This is a genomic window from Rhodothermus profundi (assembly GCF_900142415.1).
Taxonomy (GTDB): domain Bacteria; phylum Bacteroidota; class Rhodothermia; order Rhodothermales; family Rhodothermaceae; genus Rhodothermus; species Rhodothermus profundi.
This window is the reverse complement of the sequence record NZ_FRAU01000005.1, coordinates 58106-75171: the sequence shown is the minus strand read 5'-3', so window position 1 is coordinate 75171 and position 17066 is coordinate 58106. Positions and strand designations below refer to the sequence as shown.

Sequence of the window (17066 nt, the reverse complement as noted above, 5' to 3'; positions counted from 1 at the left end):
AAAAATCATGACATGGAATTACTTTGTTTTGCTAGCCGATAACACGAGCCTGCAAGAAACACTGGCGCGCCCTAAGAGCCTTGCGGGTGGCTTTGTGGATGAAGTGTCCATGCGCTTCTTTCAAGGCGATAAGGAAAACGCTCGTAATAGGTACATGCGACATGCGAGGGGTAACATCAACATCCCCGACCTCATCTCGCAGACCGTTCCAGATTTTTCCAACCTGCTTTCCTCAGATTGGCTCGCCTTCCAGGTGGAATTCGAACTCCTCACCCCCTGGTACTCCAAGGACGATCGGCTCTTCCACGTGATGGACAATCCCGTGCGCAAGGACCGGGTCTTCGGTGTGCCCTTTATGGCGGCTTCGTCCTGGAAGGGCATGCTACGCTGGGCGTGTCGGATGCGGGCAGGATTGCGGGAATTTCTTGAATCGGGGAAATCCTTCGAGAGGGATTGGCAGGACCCTGATTGGATTCTACATCTTTTTGGCAACGAAAAAGGCGAGAAGGAAGATTTTCACCGTGGGGCGCTGGTCTTCTACCCTACTTGGTTTGATCGTATCGGCTTTGAGGTTATCAATCCCCACAGCCGGGAGCGTCGCGCTGGTACTCAGCCCATTTATTATGAGGTCGTTCCCCCCGGCGCTAAGGGAACTCTTTCCCTTCTCTACGCCCCCTGGCCGGGGATGAAGCCGGAGGCTAAACCGGAGGATGTGCTCCCCAAACTGCTCGAAGCCATCGAGGTTCTGCTCACTACCTACGGCATTTCTGCCAAACGTACCGTGGGCTGGGGCACAGCTCGCATTGAACGATGGCAGGCATTCCACAAAACGCATGGCTCCATAGAGGAAACTCAACGCGAGGAGCTGTGGGAGGCAATCCAAAACTGGCTTCCAGCAGGAGGCGACCCATGAGCACCTTCACCCCTGCGGAAACCCTGCGCCAACACCGCCCTTTGCTCCTGGCCATGGAAGCCATCGGTTGGTTCCATATGGCCGGGAAGGCGCGAGCTGAGTTTCTGCGCCGGCACGGGAGCGAGAACAACGGCTATAACGAACGCCAATGGCATCAACAGGAAACGCCGCCTTTTCCCTGGGACAATCTGTTGGAGTGGGTGCGGCGGCTGTACGGCGCTGGCATTCCTAACAACGCCTGGCCTGGAAGTTTTGCTGACTTTACAGAAAAGCATGCAGGCCGAAATACCGGAATGCTTGGGCTTCTTCAGGCCGCTCATGGCGTCGTCTCCGGTGTGGAGAAAAATCTTCCTGGAAGCACCTCACACTACCTTAATCAAACGGTGCTTCATATGTGGCTCTCCTCCCCCTGGGGCCACCCCAAGCGCAACCTGCTGGCCGACCCGCCCGAGATTCTCACACCCCAGGGCTGGCAGCAATTGGTGAAGGAAATCCGCCGGATCCTGGAGGAGGCCTGCCGATTGGGGGCCAGCCATCCACCGGCCGATGTGCCCGCCTGGAGGCGCTGGCGGGAACAAGCCATCGGTGAGGATTCTTTCATCCGCCGTGCCTTTCTCTCCACCCTGGCCGAAACGCGCCTGCCTAACAACGATGTGACCCTGTGGGACCAATCCTATGTGGCCGCAGCTCTGTTCAAAAGTGCGGTGGCAGGGGCGCTGTTGAACCATAACCACCCGTGGACGGATAAAAATATCAAAGGAAAAGTGCGCTGGCGTCTGCTTACCGTCGCCATCGGGGCTGACCACTATGAAGCCCGCTCAGTGAAGATCGGCGATTGGACCGGCGCCCAGGGGACGATTGAAGAGTTCTTCCGCCGGGTGGCTGAGCTCGTGGAGGTGGACCTGGCCGTGGGCTCGCTGCTATATCGGGACGACAGCGTGGTCGTCTTTTCCTTCCCTGGCGAGCGGTTTGACGAGGAGGAACAGGAGCGCCAGCGCCGAAACGATCCAAATTTTCAGTATGATGAAGACAATTTTGCACTTTGGCTTCAGAACTGGAAGAAATGGCTCCAAGACGAGGTGGAACGGATTGCTTGCGACCTTGACCTGGAGACTCCGCCCCATGTGCGCCTGAGCGCACCCACCCGTTCTCTGGTGCCTCTTGTGCAGGAGCGCGAGGAGGCTTTGAAGGTCGTGGCCATTCCTGTTCACAAACGCTGGGATGTGCGCTGGACGACACCCTCTGAAGCCCGTGGCCATGTCTGCCCCGTATGCCGCGTGCGCTTGAATGGCGACCCTACCAGCAAGACCCGTCCCTGCCGGATGTGCCGCGAGCGACGCCACCACCGCCGGGACGCTTGGGTTCAGGGGCATCTGGGATACGACACTATCTGGTTCGAGGAAGTGGCCGACCGCAACGGCCGCCTGGCCCTGGTCACTTTCTCCTTGGACGTAGAATCCTGGCTTTCTGGTGAGCGAGTGGACAGCCTAAGGGCGCAGGCCATTTCGGAGTGGTTTAAATACAACAAGAAAGTTGCGAGAGCTATAGAGAATCAAACCAAGCGTTGGCGAACTTTGCCCCTCCACGAAAGGCTAACACAGTATTTCAAAAAACGAATAGATCGTCCCCCGAAACAGATTTCTACGGACGGGATTCTGCGAAGTATTATTCCGAATTTAGAAGAAGAGTTTTCAGATCCTAGTGTGGCATCATCTTCTTGGGAACGCATCTACAATCGTCTTGTCGAAGATCGATCCGTAGCACCTTCGTGGAATTCCAGCGATACGATACAAAATGCCAAATGGTTTGTCTTCCAATCATTCCGCAAACTCCCCTCCCCGGGCCGGGTGTATCGTTTCTGGCGCGAGGCAGAGGAGTTCTTCTGCGATCTACTCCGGGAATTTCGGCAAATTGCTGCCCGCAGTGCCAATCCCTGGCGGGTGCGGCGGCTGGTGCTCGTCCCCCAGAATAAGAACGGCTGGCGAGACTTGACCCTTTACGATGGTCGCTGGCGAGGCCAGCAAATCAGTCTGGTCTATATACAAAGTCTGGGAGGCTTTGTAACAGCTTCCAACCTGGCTCGTCTGCTGCAACCCGAGGAAGCCAAAGCGGTCTTGCAGGATGAAGTTATCCCACTGGAAGAAGAGGACCGATTTGGACGCATACGGGATATGCAAGTGGAGACCGTGCGTGACCTTGGCAAACCGCATTCCCATCTGGGGGTTTACGCGCCGGTCATCCCTGTAGAAATCTCGCCCCTGCGCTTCCGGGTGCTGGTGCCGCTGGAAGCAGCTTCAGAATGCGTGGACCTGGCCGCTTCGTGGTGGAAGGAACGCTTTGCACGGGTGTGGGACCGTCTGCCCCTGCGGGTGGGTGTGGTCGCCTTCCCCCGCACGTTGCCCTATCAGGCCGTGATCGAGGCCACACGCAACTTGGAAGATGCGCTTGTGGCCAATGAGAAAGAAGAAAAAAAAGTAGAAATTTGGCAGGTAGAAGAAGTGGAATGCCGGGCCGGTGTGACGGCGCTTCGCCTGAAGCGAAAGGATGGCCGGAGCACCCTGCGGGTGGTGCCCACCATCATGCCCGATGGCCGGGAGGACGTCTTCTATCCCTACGTGGAGGTGGAGGACACCGAGTTGCGCTTTCCCCGGGATTTCCGCCATCCCTATGGCCGCGTCTTCCGGCACGTGGCTGACCTGCGCCCGGGGGATGGAATCCGAGTATTCCCTGCGCGTATAGCCGCTCTCTTTATGGAAAGCACCGCAGCCCGCTTCGCTGATTGGGATGTGCGTTACCTGGAGGAGTGGAAGCAAATGCGTGAGACCTGGGGATTGCTCAGGAGAGTAGCGCCCAGTCAGACGGCCCTTCAGCATTTGCGGAGCGAGCTGGGCCACGTAGAGGAAGCATGGCGCACACCGGAAGGTGCTCCAGCAGCTTCTGAACAACTGCGTCAGGATACCTACCGAGCCCTTCTGGTGCATCATCTGGAATGTCGGGGAACAGCGCTGGATGCTCTGACGGCGGCCGCAGTGCAGGACGAGCTTACGTGGTCGCTGGACTGGCATCTATCAGTGCTGAAAGAATGAGTCTCATAAAAGCAGAAAAAGGTATGGCAAGCTACGAAAAATTTCTGCACACTGGCATTGCCCTGGATCCCATCCATGTGGGGACCGGCGGTGCTCGTATCGGTCGGGTGGATCTGACCATCGTCCGCGATCCGGTCACACAAGTTCCCAAAATCCCCGGCTCCAGCCTGGCCGGAGTGTACCGGACCTATGTGGCGATGCACTACGAAGAACAGCGCCAGCAACAAAGCCAGAGCGGTCAGCAGGTCCGGCAAAAACCCTTTTACCCCGATTGTGCCGGATTGGGGCTTGATAAAGACCACGGCCACTGCCGCCAGCCCGACTGCCCGGTCTGCACCGTCTTCGGGTTTGCCCGGGGAGCCGGCCAGGAAGGAGGCTTCGCCGGTCTGGCCGCCTTCAGCGATGCCCACGTGCTGCTCTTTCCCGTGCCTACCCGCCGAGGTCCCATGTGGGTCACCTCACTCATGGCGCTGGAATGGGTGGGCCTGAAGGTAAGCGGTGTGGACGGTGATGCCGTATACCTGGCCGAAGAACCGGGGAATCCCCTCAACTTGGGCTGGCTGTTGTTGGAGACCCGGCAATGCAGTGAAATGGGGCAAATAACGAGGCACCTGGACTCGCTTGGCGTTCCCGACTACATTCGCGACCGCCTGGCCCTGGTGCCTGACCGCCTGTTCGCCCACATCGTGAACAGCAACCTGGAAGTGCGTACGTCGGTCTCCATTAACCCGGAAACCGGCGCGGCTGAAGACAAGGCTCTGTTTTCTTATGAAGCGCTTCCTCGCAGCACCGTGTTAATCTGGGAAATTATCGCCAAGAATCCCAAGCATTTCCGCATAAACGGACAAGACATCCAAGCTGTGGATAGCCCGAATAAGGTGTATGAAACGGTCAGGGAAGCCCACAATTATCTCAAGCATCTGGGCATCGGTGGCATGGGTACGCGTGGCATGGGGCGGGTGGAAGTGATTTGTGAGTGCAGATGGGCAGAGGGAGAAGAGATAAATTGCCAAGGGCATCAACCTTCCGAAATGCAGGCGGAAACAGAGAACCAGCAAGAGGAGGCCAGCGATGCGTGAGGCTCAGATGACCAACCTGGACATCCGGTGCGCCGAACTGGGTCGTGAAATAACCCAGATTTCTGGCATAGAAGAAAAGAGCGTCAATGCAGCTCTGGCCGTGCTGGAGGAGCAGGGGCCGTATGCCATGTTCCTTTACCTCCAGGCCCGGCATAGCAACGTGGCTGGTGACATGAGTTCGAAAACCTTAAATTTCCTTCAAGGCATCTTCCACAACCGGCTGGCTGGAGCAAACGACATCCTGGAGGCCATAAAGAAGCTATCGGAAGACCTGGACGACCTGCTCTTCGCTCGCGACCTGTTGCGCACGGCCCTTTCCTACGCGCGCTATCACCTGAAAGCCAAGGGAGGCGGTACATCATGAGCTGGACGCTTTACCGCTGGGTCTGGCAGTTGCACTCCCCGCTTTACATCGGTCACACCCCTGCCGGAGCCCTGAATCGCACGCGGCTTTACATCCCGGCTCGCAACATGTGGGCCGCGTTGACCGCCGAAGTCGCACGGCAGCGGGCCAGTAGTTCATTTCCAAACTATGAAGATATCGGCCGGAAACTTCAGGAACACGCTCGCTTCACCTATCTCTTCCCGGCAGAGCAGGTGAATGGCCACTGGTACGCCTGGCTCCCACGCTACGAAGAGGATAAAGGTCTACTTTGGCATCGAGAAGACGGTAAGAATGAGCCCGACCGCCGCTTCCGCCGGCGGTTCCTTCACACCCGACCGAGCACGGCCATCGCGCCCGGTTCCGGCGCCGCCGAAGAGGGTACCCTGCGGGAGGTCGAGTGCATCGCCACGCACTGGAAACCGGCACAAGGACAAGCCCACGACCAGCCTTCTCCGGTGGCTTTTGTGGGATACGTGTTTCTGAACGATACTTTACCCCAGCACCTACAAAGTGCACTGAAAGATGTTCGGGAAGTCTTCATCGGCGGCGAGACGCGATATGGCTTTGGACACCTGGTATTGCTACCTTTTTCAAAGCGAAAGCCGTGGGAAGAGGCAGAGAAGTGTTTTGGCGATGAAGTTGAATTAAACGGCGATACGCCCGTCGTAAAACAGCCTTCATACCTTGTAGCCCATGGGGTATTTCCGTCTGCAAAAGGCGACCGAGAGGCCCTTGTCCAATGGGATTGGCAGACGCCACGACCAATCTGTCAACTCTACTGGCAGCCGGGCACGCAGATTTTAGAACCGAAAGAGGAAGAGTTAGAGTTTGTGTTTTTCATTGAACGCGACGGCTTTTGGACAGGAAGACGTAAGAGGAAAACATGATCCGGGATAGAAAGGCATGGCAACAATTCGAAGCCGAGTGGCAGTGCAGCCAGGAGCCCGACCTGGAGGCGAACCTACGCGTCTTTGAGGTTCTGCTCGAACACGCGCGTGCGTTGGGTGTCTGGCCTCCCCACCCCCTGGAGGGCATTGATCACGATACTTGCTTGGCCAAGGTGGTGAATACTTAGGTCGAAGAACCTACTGAGCTGCATGTACTGCGATCTGTGGAAGTGAGGATAGGGAACGTCCATGACCCACGACCGCCGTCTCATTGAAGAAACCTTTCCCGTCAGGGAAGTCAGCGCGGAATCCGCGCGCGAGAAGAACATCCGCCACGGGCACATCAGTACGCTGCACATCTGGTGGGCGCGGCGGCCCCTGGCCTCCTCGCGGGCCACGGCCTACGCCGCGCTGGTGCCCCCACCGGAGACGCCCGAGGAGTGGCAGAAGCAGCGCCAGTTCATCATCGACCTGAGCAAGTGGGAGAACTCCCTCAACCCGCATATCTTGGAAAAGGCCCGCCGCGACATCTACCAGGCCCACGCGGAGCACCTCTCCGCCGAACTGGGCCGCCCGGTCACCATGGACGACATCGAGGCAGGCCGCGTGCCGCCCCCGCGCGTGCTCGATCCCTTCGCGGGCGGCGGTGCCATTCCCCTGGAAGCGCTGCGCCTGGGCTGTGAGACCTACGCCAACGATTACAACCCTGTGGCCGTGCTCATCCTCAAGGCCACCCTGGAGTATCCCCAGAAGTACGGCCGTCTCTTCGAGGGCATGCCTGCCGACTTGCTCGCTCAGGACGAGGCCGCGCCTAACGATGACGGCCCCCAGATGGGCCTGGGCCTGGAGCCTGAGCCGTCTCCCACCTCGGTCCCGCCTGACTTCAACCCCTTGTTGGCTGCCGTGAAGAAATGGGGGACCTGGGTTCTCGAAGAGGCCCGCAAGGAACTAGCCGCCTTCTACCGCTCGCCCGACCCCGACGAGACCATCGTCGGCTACATCTGGGCCCGCACGCTGCCCTGCCAGAATCCCTCCTGCGGCGCAGAGATTCCCCTCATGCGCCAGTTCTGGCTGGCCAAGAAGAAGGACCGCGAAATCGCCTTGCGCCCCGTAGTGCGCGACGGCCGGGTGGAATTCGAGATCGTCGCCCGTGGCAAACGTAGGGGCAACCCGGCGGGTCGCCCCTACGCCCCCTGGCCCGAGGGCTTCGACCCCAAACGGGGCACCGTTTCCCAGGCCGTGGTCACCTGCCCCGTCTGTGGCGCGGTCATGGACGCCAAGACCACTCGCCGCCTGTTCCAAGAAGGCCAATCAGGCCAGCGCATGGTGGCTGTGGTCGTAACGAGGGGTGAGGGGCGAGGAAGGAGGGGTGGGGGAAAACAATACCGTTTGCCCACCGAGGCCGACCTGGCTGCCTATGCCGCAACCGAACGGGCTCTGGCCGAAAAGCGCGAGCGATTGATGTTAGAGTGGGGGATGGATCCTGTGCCAACCGAGCCGATAATGCCTACACCATCCAACACGATGGGAGGTACAAACCGCGTTCTTAATTACAAGATGAAGAATTGGAGCGACCTGTTCAATGCCCGCCAGAAACTGGCCCTCATCACCTTCGCCGAGAAAGTGCGCCAGGCGTATGAAGGGGTGAGGGGTGAGGGATTAGGGGTGAGGAGTGAGGAACGAGGGGTGAGGGAGGACTTCGCCCGAGCCGTGGCGACGTATTTGGCTTTTGTCCTGAACAAATTATCCACCCATTTGTGCAGTCTTACGCGATGGCGTGCAGATGCATTAAGCTTTGAAAGAGCGTTTGATAGACAAGCTTTACCAATGGTTTGGGATTTCGGCGAAGTTAATCCTTTCAGTGGTTCACGCGGCCAATGGGATATGGAAGGCATTTTGGAGGTCATCCAACATCTCTCCCTCACCCCTCACCCCCCAACCCTCACCCCTCACACCTCCCACGCCTCCGCCACCCGCCTGCCCTACCCTGACAATCACTTCGATGCGGTGCTCACCGACCCGCCCTACTACGACAACGTGCCTTACTCTTACCTCTCCGACTTCTTCTATGTCTGGCTCAAGCGCACCGTGGGGCACCTCTATCCCGACCTCTTCGCCACACCCCTCACACCCAAGGGCGAAGAAATCGTGGCTTACTCCCACGGCAAGGGCGGCCTGGAGGAAGGCAAGCAGCGCTTTGAAACCATGCTGAGCCAGGCCTTCCGCGAAATCCACCGCGTGCTCAAGCCCGATGGCATTGCGGTCATCGTCTACGCCTACAAGACGACAGTCGGCTGGGAGACAGTCATCAACGCCTTGCTGGACAGCGGCCTGGTGGTCAGCGGTGCCTGGCCTCTCAGCACCGAGATGCAGGCTCGAATGAATGCGCAGGAAACAGCTTCTCTGGCCTCCTCCATCTACATTGTCGCTCGCAAGGTGGCGCGTAAAGCGACCGGCTTTTACAATGAGGTGCGCGAGGAACTGCGCCGCCACCTGGACCGCAAACTGCAGCGCCTCTGGGAGGAGGGCATCGGCGGTGCGGACTTCTTCATCGCCGCCATCGGCTCGGCCATCGAGGTCTTCGGCAAATACGAAAAGATCATGGACTACGAGGGCAACATCATCCGCGCTGACCGCCTGTTGGAAGAGGTACGCACCCTGGCCACCGACTTCGCGGTGCGCCAGATTCTGCACAATGGTTTCGCGGGTGAGATTGATTCCATGACCCGCTTCTATGTTCTCTGGCGCTGGAACTTCGGCGAAGCCCGCGCCCCCTTCGATGAGGCCCGCAAGTTGGCCCAATCCTGTGGCATCGACTTGGCGCAAGAGTGGAACCGACGCGGCACCTTCATCAAGAAGGAACAGGAATTCGTGCGCGTTCTGGGTCCCCACCAGCGTCACATCGAGGACCTGCGTGTAGAGGCGACGCATGCGTCGCCCCTGATCGACACCTTACACCGCGCGCTGCGCCACTGGGAGGCCGGAGAACAGCAGGAAATGGTGCAGTTGCTCGCGTCCACAGGCTACGGCGCCAGCGAGGTCTTCTACCGCGTGGCCCAGGCCATCTCCGAGACCCTACCCATCGCCAGCAAGGAGAAGAAACTGCTGGACGGCTTCCTGGCTGGCCGCGAGCGCGTGCGCCAGGCCGTGCGAGAGAGTGGACGGCAGGGCCGGTTGTTTGACGAAATCTGACCTGGGAGGACCTACGATGGTGGCTGACAAAACAGTGTTTTTCGAAGAAATTCGTCGTCGGAATGAACGGCTATGGGGTGAGAAACGGTACGAGGTTGCCCAAGCGCTTGGCGTCAAATTGCGTCCCTCTATTGAAGAGTTAGCCTTAGAGATTATTCAGAACGCAGAAGACGCAGGCGCGAAAAATCTCGGATTTCATTTGTACGAAAGCGGACTTCTCATATGGAACGACGGGAGAGCGTTTTCCGAAAATGATGTGAGAGCCATTTCAGGACTTCTGGTTTCCGACAAGGATGCACGCTCGATAGGACACTTTGGCATTGGGTTTAAGGCTGTGCTTCTGGTAACCGATGAGCCTCACGTTCTGTCAGGTGCATTTCGTTTTCGACTCAAGAGCGCGCTTGACCCATTCCCCGTAGATAACTCAGCCTTACCGTCCCTGGTCAACGAACTGTACAGCAAAGGCAAAACTGTTTTCTGGTTACCTTTCAGAAAGGTGAAAAGAACACCTACTGAAAAACTTGCGGAAATCTTTGACGAGAAGGCCTTTCTCTTTCTCCTGTTCATGGACTCCCTGAAAAACATTATTTGGAAAAATGAGGTGAAGCACCGCACATCGGAATATGTCTGTGAACGGACATCTATAAAAGTACCAGATCCTGCATGGCAGGCCTATAAAGTGGAGTTCTTGTACGAGGTAGATGGAACTTTACGAGAGGAATATTGGCTACGCTTGGAAAGATCGCAGGCAATCCCCCAAGATGTTATCGCCGAAATTGTAAATTACCTCGAGGAGAACGGAGACGCTCATGGAGCGAAACGATGGAGAAAAGTGAAAGAAAATATCACGCCCAAGTCCGCAATAGCCTTACGATATCAGCCTCCTATAGCCTATCTCCCACAAGAAGGAATGGCATTTGTGCGGCTCCCTCTTTACCAGCATACCGGATTGCGGTTTCACATCAGTGCCCGCTTCGCGGCTACCTTGGACCGCAGAGGCATTCAAGAAAACGATCCTCTCACGCGTTGGGCTTTACAGGAACTCGGAGAGACCCTCCGGCAGTTGCCGGAGAAATTGCGAGACGCAAACAGACTTCCTCCGAGTGTCTGGCATATCTTCCCACGCAAAGATGACGGTAAGGGCCCCTTCGTGGCTCCTGTTGGGGATTTATATGAAGCACTGGAGAGCGGTGCCTTCATTCACGGAGAAGACGGAGGTCTCTACAGCAAGGAAGATGTATATCTTGCACATAATAGTGATGTCTATAGTCTGATCGATGTTCAAGACTTGCGTGAGTTGACCGGTAATTCCAAGGCAATGTGGGTATCTCCGGAATTAAGGCAAGGTTACCCGCGTGAGCTACTCCAAGAGTTCGGTGTGGAAACGATTCACAGCAAGAATGTAGTGCAATGGCTTGCGAACAAAGAACCTCAATGGTTCGAACAGCAATCCACCGAATGGCTCAAGAAACTCTACAGGTATCTTGCCTCTCAAAGAGATTTACTCGAAGACATACAGCAGATCCCCATTGTGAGAGTGCATACTGGGGCTCATATTCAGCCTTGCGTTGCCGTGTTTCCACCATCAGACCTGCCTGAGGTGCTCAAGCCGTTTGAAAGATACCTTCCTCTGATAGCGCAAGATTTGGCAACCGATGAGGCCGTTCGGGAATCCTTGCGTGGACTCGGAGTGAGAGAGTTTACCCCATTCAACGTTGTTGAACGCCTGTTACAGGAGATTTATGGTCACGAAACCGTGCCGCCAGCCGATGATAACAGGCTGCACATTCGAATGCTCTATCACCTCTGGAATGATGGGAAAATCGCAAGAGATGATCTGAGGAAGATAGGGGAGCTCCCCTTTTTACGATCGCAAGAAGGAAAATACATGAGCGCAAGTAACATGTACTTGCCTACAGCATTGGGAGGGATTAGGGCAGTGGAGCAATACTTCCGTATCGCTGGGGGACGCTCTTTCGTGTCTGAGGATTACAGGGAGCAACAAGAGTCCAAGGATGATTGGGGAGAATTTCTTCGTGCTCTTGGGGTACAAGATCTTCCTGTTGTTAAACCAGTGAAAGAAAACCTATCCGACTGGGAGGTGAGAGAATGGATTTCGAGAAGGAATCCATCAGAAAATTTATTTCTGTACTCTACTCAAGGATATGAGGGGGTAGACTGGGACATTGATGGTTTTGAAGCAGTGTATGGGGCAGTGTCCAGTAATCCCACAGTAGAAAATTCTCGATGTCTTTGGGTCGTAATGGCAGAAGTACTTGAGCAACACCCCAAAGTGCAAAATGCAGAAGTCAAGTACTTCTATTACACCAATCGGTCTGAGACAATTTTGTCACTCTGGATAGCTCGCCTCAGAGAGGCTGCCTGGCTGGTGGATGCACAAGGCATGTCTGCGCCTCCAAGGGAATTATGGGATCCTTCTCTCCAGGAAGTCCTTGGTCCAGAGATGCGATACCTGCACCCCGATATTCCCCTCAGGGTGCAAAAATATAGAAAACTCGCAGAAATATTGGGCATCCGGCTCTCTGTAGACATAAAAGATGTACTCCAATACTTGCATGACCTTGCCGATCAGAATGAGAGGGATGTGAACAAAGTTCTACCCATTTACCAATGGCTTGCAAAGCAAGATAATAACGAAATAGAGGATGTAGCAAGACACTTCAACAGTTCGCCCCTTATCCTGCATCCCCAGTATGGCTGGTTCCGTACAGACGAGGTGTGCTGGTACGACCCGTCAGAAAGTGTTCCCCACCTCAGTCCGGCATGGGGAAAACACGACCTTAAGTCGTTCTTTGTCCAAGTTCTGGGTGTTTCTGAGGACCCGCAGCCGGGTCATCTTGCCAAACGTCTCCTTCAACTGGCCAAACAGAAAGAACATCCCGATATTGAACAGGTAAGGCGCATTGCCGACCTTTTGATGAAGTACTGGGATCAACTGGAGGAAGAGGACCGGCATTTGCTCAGCACAGAACGCTGTTGGCCGGGCCGCGACTCAGGGGGTACAGTCTGGTGGTACAAGGCCCAGGACTTGGTGATACCCGACAAAGAACGTTTGGTCAACCTCTTCCAGGGCAAGTTTGGTTCGTGGTCACTGGGCTGGTGGGCCTTAACCGGGCTAGAAGAATTAGCGGGTCGCTTGGAGATTCCAGGTGTCTCAACAGCGACCACGCACATTAAGCATGAAGGACAAGAAATTTCTGTTTTGGCCAGGGACATCTCAACGCTACACCGAATATGGCCCTTGCTTATAGAGTTTGCAAACCGGGCAGGTAATCAGAACCTGCCCACAAAGTTTCCTGCAGTTAAGCGTGTCGAGCAGATATACGTCTACTACGAGATCAAGGGAATTCGCAGTGCCCCTGATACGGACGAAGCCTACTTTGACCGGGATAATTGGCACTTGTATCTCACCCCTGATGCCCTGGAATCGCTGGCCGATCCTGTAGGTGATGCCTTAGAGCGAGCGCTGGAAGTACCCGGTCTACGAGAGTTCACAAAGGACGTATGGGAAGCATTGGGGAGCAAATTGCGGCTACAGAAAATCCTACAACGCTGGGAGCGCAGGATACAGGTCAGTCTGTCCAACCTCCACACGCTTGTGGAAGATGACCGCCAGGTTACGCCGGCACAGCCTCAACTTTCATCTTCCCATGCGGCACATCCAGAAGACAAACAACTTAACCAGATAAGGGCCGAGGAACGAGACGAAGATTACGTCCCTCTCACTTTAGAAGAACTCCAGTCTCTCACCACGAAAAGTGGACCTCGTCCAAATGAATCTGCCCGAGAGGAATCGACTCGATTTAAACAAGAAACTCCCGTAAAGCATCAAATCGGCGTGGCTGAGTCACATGTCAAACCAGTCTCCAGATATCGGGGTCAGAAGGGTGATGCCGATGTGGAAAAATATGCCATGAAGAAGGCTGAAGAATGGTGGCGACAACAAGGATATCGAGTGCAGGACGTGTCGAAACAAAATCGCGGTTATGACTTGGTGGTAGAGAATGGAGAAGAATATTTTGTTGTAGAGGTGAAGGGCTTAAGCTCTTTGCAAGACGTTGTGATGACAGAGAATGAATGGAAGAAAGCGGAAGAGTATGGCACGCGATACTGGCTTATGGTGATTGTCTTGAACACCGATGAAATCCTTCCCCTGCAAAACCCAGCCGAAATACTTGAAGCAGAACGATTCGAACGTGTCCAGGTATTATACAGAGTAAGGAAAGACCATATCCTCCAAAGGCACAAATTTCAAACCCGGTCCGATAGTCGTTTTGGCCCGAATGCAGGAGGCTAGCATGAACATCAGACAGATCATAGCCGGCGGCGAAAGCCAGACCGTTGAATTCAAGAGCAGCCTGCAATGGGATGTGCGCCAGGGCAAACGGAACCCCGCGCTCCAACACCAGGTACTGAAGACCATCGTCGCCTTTCTCAATACTGACGGCGGCACCCTGGTCATCGGCATCGAAGACGACGGCCACATCCTGGGGCTTGAGAATGACCTCCGCCTGCTCAGGCACTCCCGTGACCGCTTCGAACAGCACCTGGCCAACATCCTCAGTAGCCACCTGGGCGCCCAGTACGCCCCCCTTATCCAGGGGCGCTTTGAGGAAGTAGAGGGTAAACTCATCTATGTCCTCGAGGTGCAGCCCGCCTCGGAACCCATCTTTCTCAAAGGGACCAGAGGAGAAGAGTTCTACGTCCGCGTTGGCACTACCACTCGCTCTTTGAATCCCAAGGAAACTGTAGAATACCTGAAACACCGCTGGCCAGCCTTGAAGGACGCTCGCAAAATCATCACGGAGAAGCAGGAACAGACCGGCGAGGTGGTGCGAGCCTTCCACACCATCGCCATCCCTCACGACGACATTTTGGCCGGCCGCCTGACCATGGACGTGTTCGCCGCGGACCTGTGGGAGGTGTTCCAGGGCCGCGCGCCGGACGAATATCAGGACCCGGGCCGCTTCTTCCAGAAGACCTATCCCACTGAGGGCCTGACCAACCTGCTCGCCGTGGTCGAAAAGCGCCTGAGCGGTCGGGGCGGCGATCCGATCATCCAGGTGCAAACCCCCTTTGGCGGCGGCAAGACCCACGCGCTCATCGCCATGTACCACAAGGCTCGCGAGTGGAACGCGCGCGCCGTCGTACTCGTGGGCACCGTGCTGGACGCCAACAAGGACACCCTGTGGGGCGTGATGGCCGAGCAATTGACCGGCACGCGTGTCGGTTTCGAGGGGAGGACCGCGCCCGGCCGGGAAGCCCTGCGCACGCTGCTGGCCACGCACCAGCCCGTCCTCATCCTCATGGACGAGGTGCTCGAATACGCCATCAAGGCTGCCGGTGTGACCGTGGGCCAAAGCAACCTGGCCGCGCAGACGCAAGCCTTCCTCCAGGAACTCACCGAGACCGTCGGCACCCTGGAGCGCGCCTGCCTGGTGGTCACTCTGCCCTCCAGCCTCCTGGAACGCTACGACGAAAACGCAGAGGGCCTCTTCCAGCAGATGCAGAAAGTGCTCGGCCGCATGGAGAAAATCTACACCCCGGTGCAGGAACACGAGATCAGCCCGGTCATCCGCCGTCGCCTGTTCAGCCGCGTGGATGAGGCCGCAGCCCGACAGGTGGTAGAAGGCTTTCTCCACTACGCGGAGCGGGAGAACCTGCTGCCACCGGGCATGGAGCCCAGTGAATATCGGGAGCGGTTCCTGGTTTCCTACCCCTTCCTGCCCGACGCCATTGACGTGCTCTACCACCGCTGGGGCAGTTTCTCCTCCTTCCAGCGCACCCGGGGCGTGTTGCGCTTGCTCTCCCTGGTGGTCTACAACCTGCGGGAACGCAACCTGCCCTACATTACCTTGGCCGACTTCGACCTGGCTGACTCCGAGATTCGCCGCGAGTTGCTCAAGCACATCGGCCCCGAGTTCGACAGCGTTATTGCCGCGGACATCACCGACGCGGCCGCGGGCGCGCGCAAGGTGGACCAGGAACTGGGTGACGCGTACCGATGGCTGCGCCTGGGCACGCGCGCGGCCACCACCGTCTTCCTGCACTCCTTCTCTGGGGGCACCGAGCGTGGCGCTACCCTGGGCGAAGTCAAGCGCCACGCCACCACCTTGCAGAATCCCGCCAGCGTCGTGGCCGAAGCCCTGGAACACCTCAAGACCCGCCTCTTCTATCTCCAGCAGTCCGACGGCAAGGTCTACTTCTCCAACCAGCCCAACCTGAACCGCATCCTCCTGGTGCGGGAGGAGAACATCCGCCCCGAGGACATCACCAACCTGGAACGGGAACGGCTCGGGCGTCGAATGCGCGGCCACAGGGTCAAAGTCTACATCTGGCCGGAGAGCGAAAACGACATCCCAGACACCCCCGAACTCAAACTGCTGATCTTCCGCCAGCGGGACGAGGAACGCATGCGCGCGTTCCTGGAGAAAAAGGGGCAGACCCCGCGCGTCCACCGCAACACCCTGTTCTTCCTCGCGCCCATGGAGCACGAACACCTCGCACTGCAGCGGCTTCTGCGCCAGTATGCGGCCCTGCGCTCCATCGAGAGGGACGACACATTGCGCCTGACCGAGGAACAGCGTAAAGAGGTGAAGCAGCGGATCGCCAAACTGGAGAAAGACCTTACCGACCAGGTGCGCAATGCCTACCGCCTCATCTACATCCCGGGCCCGAACGGCGACTTACTGGAGCTGGACATGGGCACAGGCACGTATGGCGTGGATGTCCCCCTTGACGAGGAGGTATACGACAAATTACGCAACGAAGGTGAAATTCTGGAGCGGCTGGAGCCTCTGGTGTTGAAGGAGCGCTACCTGCGCGACCAGGAGTACGTGTCCACCGCCCAACTAGCGCAGAGTTGGTCGCGCACCCCGGGCGCGTTGCGCGTCGTCAGTGAGGACGCCTGGCGCCGCTGCATCGTGGCCGGTGTCCAACAGGGGCTCTTTGGCCTGGGCGTGCTGGAAGAGGGGGAAATCCGCTGCGTGGCCTACAAGGAATCGCCCACTGTAGCGCTGGCCGGGAACGAAATCATCATCCGCGCGGACATCTGCGAGGCCCAACAGACTCAGCAGGCACAGGCCGCCTCTCCCCCTGACGGGGTAGAATCAGAAGCTACCCACATGTACTCAGAAACGATCCCTGCCAGTCAGGTGCGAGATTGTACCGCGTCCACTCCCGGGGCCACAGCCACCACCGAAAGTGTACCTGTCACTGAGCCTGTGCGCCGCACTCTGACCTTGCGTTTCGTCGTGTCCCGGGGACAGGTATCCTCGTTGTTGGGCGTGTTCAATCTGCTTCAGCATCGGTTCAACAGGCTGGAAGTGACTGTGAACGCCAGTGAGGGCGAGATGACTGAGCAAGAGTACGAACACAAGGTCCTGGAAGCCTTCCGACAGATGGGCATGGAGGTGGAGGAGGCGTAGAAATACTTGAAGCCGAGCTCATCTGTCGAAAGTAAAATTTCATTATTTCTCGAATCACCTGGCATCTCTGATAAAA

9 protein-coding genes are annotated in these 17066 nt (G+C 57.0%); all 9 read left to right on the top strand.

Going from position 1 to position 17066, the window contains the following annotated elements; all coding sequences use genetic code 11:
- Positions 1 to 7: 7 nt before the first annotated feature.
- The 9 genes from BUA15_RS08335 to BUA15_RS08290 all read left to right on the top strand — a co-directional run bounded on the left by BUA15_RS08335 (position 8) and on the right by BUA15_RS08290 (position 16990).
- Positions 8 to 913, top strand: a complete 906-nt coding sequence (locus tag BUA15_RS08335; RefSeq protein ID WP_072715526.1) for an RAMP superfamily CRISPR-associated protein — start codon at positions 8 to 10, stop codon at positions 911 to 913.
- The gene (locus tag BUA15_RS08330; protein ID WP_072715525.1) at positions 910 to 3999 is read left to right on the top strand and encodes a CRISPR-associated protein Csx11; all 3090 of its coding nucleotides are present in this window, start codon (positions 910 to 912) and stop codon (positions 3997 to 3999) included. The genes BUA15_RS08335 and BUA15_RS08330 overlap by 4 nt, the downstream gene beginning before the upstream one ends.
- Before the next feature lie 23 nt (positions 4000 to 4022).
- On the top strand, positions 4023 to 5078 hold the full coding sequence (gene cmr4, locus BUA15_RS08325; protein WP_072715712.1) for a type III-B CRISPR module RAMP protein Cmr4: 1056 nt from the start codon (positions 4023 to 4025) through the stop codon (positions 5076 to 5078).
- Positions 5071 to 5442 (top strand): hypothetical protein, encoded by a 372-nt coding sequence (locus BUA15_RS08320; RefSeq protein WP_072715524.1) that lies wholly within the window; start codon positions 5071 to 5073, stop codon positions 5440 to 5442. Before cmr4 ends, BUA15_RS08320 begins: the two co-directional genes overlap by 8 nt.
- On the top strand, positions 5439 to 6350 hold the full coding sequence (locus tag BUA15_RS08315; RefSeq protein WP_072715523.1) for a hypothetical protein: 912 nt from the start codon (positions 5439 to 5441) through the stop codon (positions 6348 to 6350). Before BUA15_RS08320 ends, BUA15_RS08315 begins: the two co-directional genes overlap by 4 nt.
- Entirely contained in the window at positions 6347 to 6538 is a 192-nt protein-coding gene (locus BUA15_RS08310; RefSeq protein WP_072715522.1) for a hypothetical protein, read from the top strand. The genes BUA15_RS08315 and BUA15_RS08310 overlap by 4 nt, the downstream gene beginning before the upstream one ends.
- Positions 6539 to 6599: 61 nt before the next feature.
- Positions 6600 to 9542, top strand: coding sequence for a DUF1156 domain-containing protein (locus BUA15_RS08305; RefSeq protein WP_072715521.1), 2943 nt, complete (start codon positions 6600 to 6602; stop codon positions 9540 to 9542).
- Between the two features lie 16 nt (positions 9543 to 9558).
- Positions 9559 to 13860, top strand: coding sequence for a protein NO VEIN domain-containing protein (locus BUA15_RS08300; protein WP_072715520.1), 4302 nt, complete (start codon positions 9559 to 9561; stop codon positions 13858 to 13860).
- Between the two features lies 1 nt (position 13861).
- A complete protein-coding gene (locus BUA15_RS08290) occupies positions 13862 to 16990 on the top strand; it encodes a DUF499 domain-containing protein (RefSeq protein ID WP_178139398.1) in 3129 nt (1042 codons plus the stop codon).
- Positions 16991 to 17066: the final 76 nt, after the last annotated feature.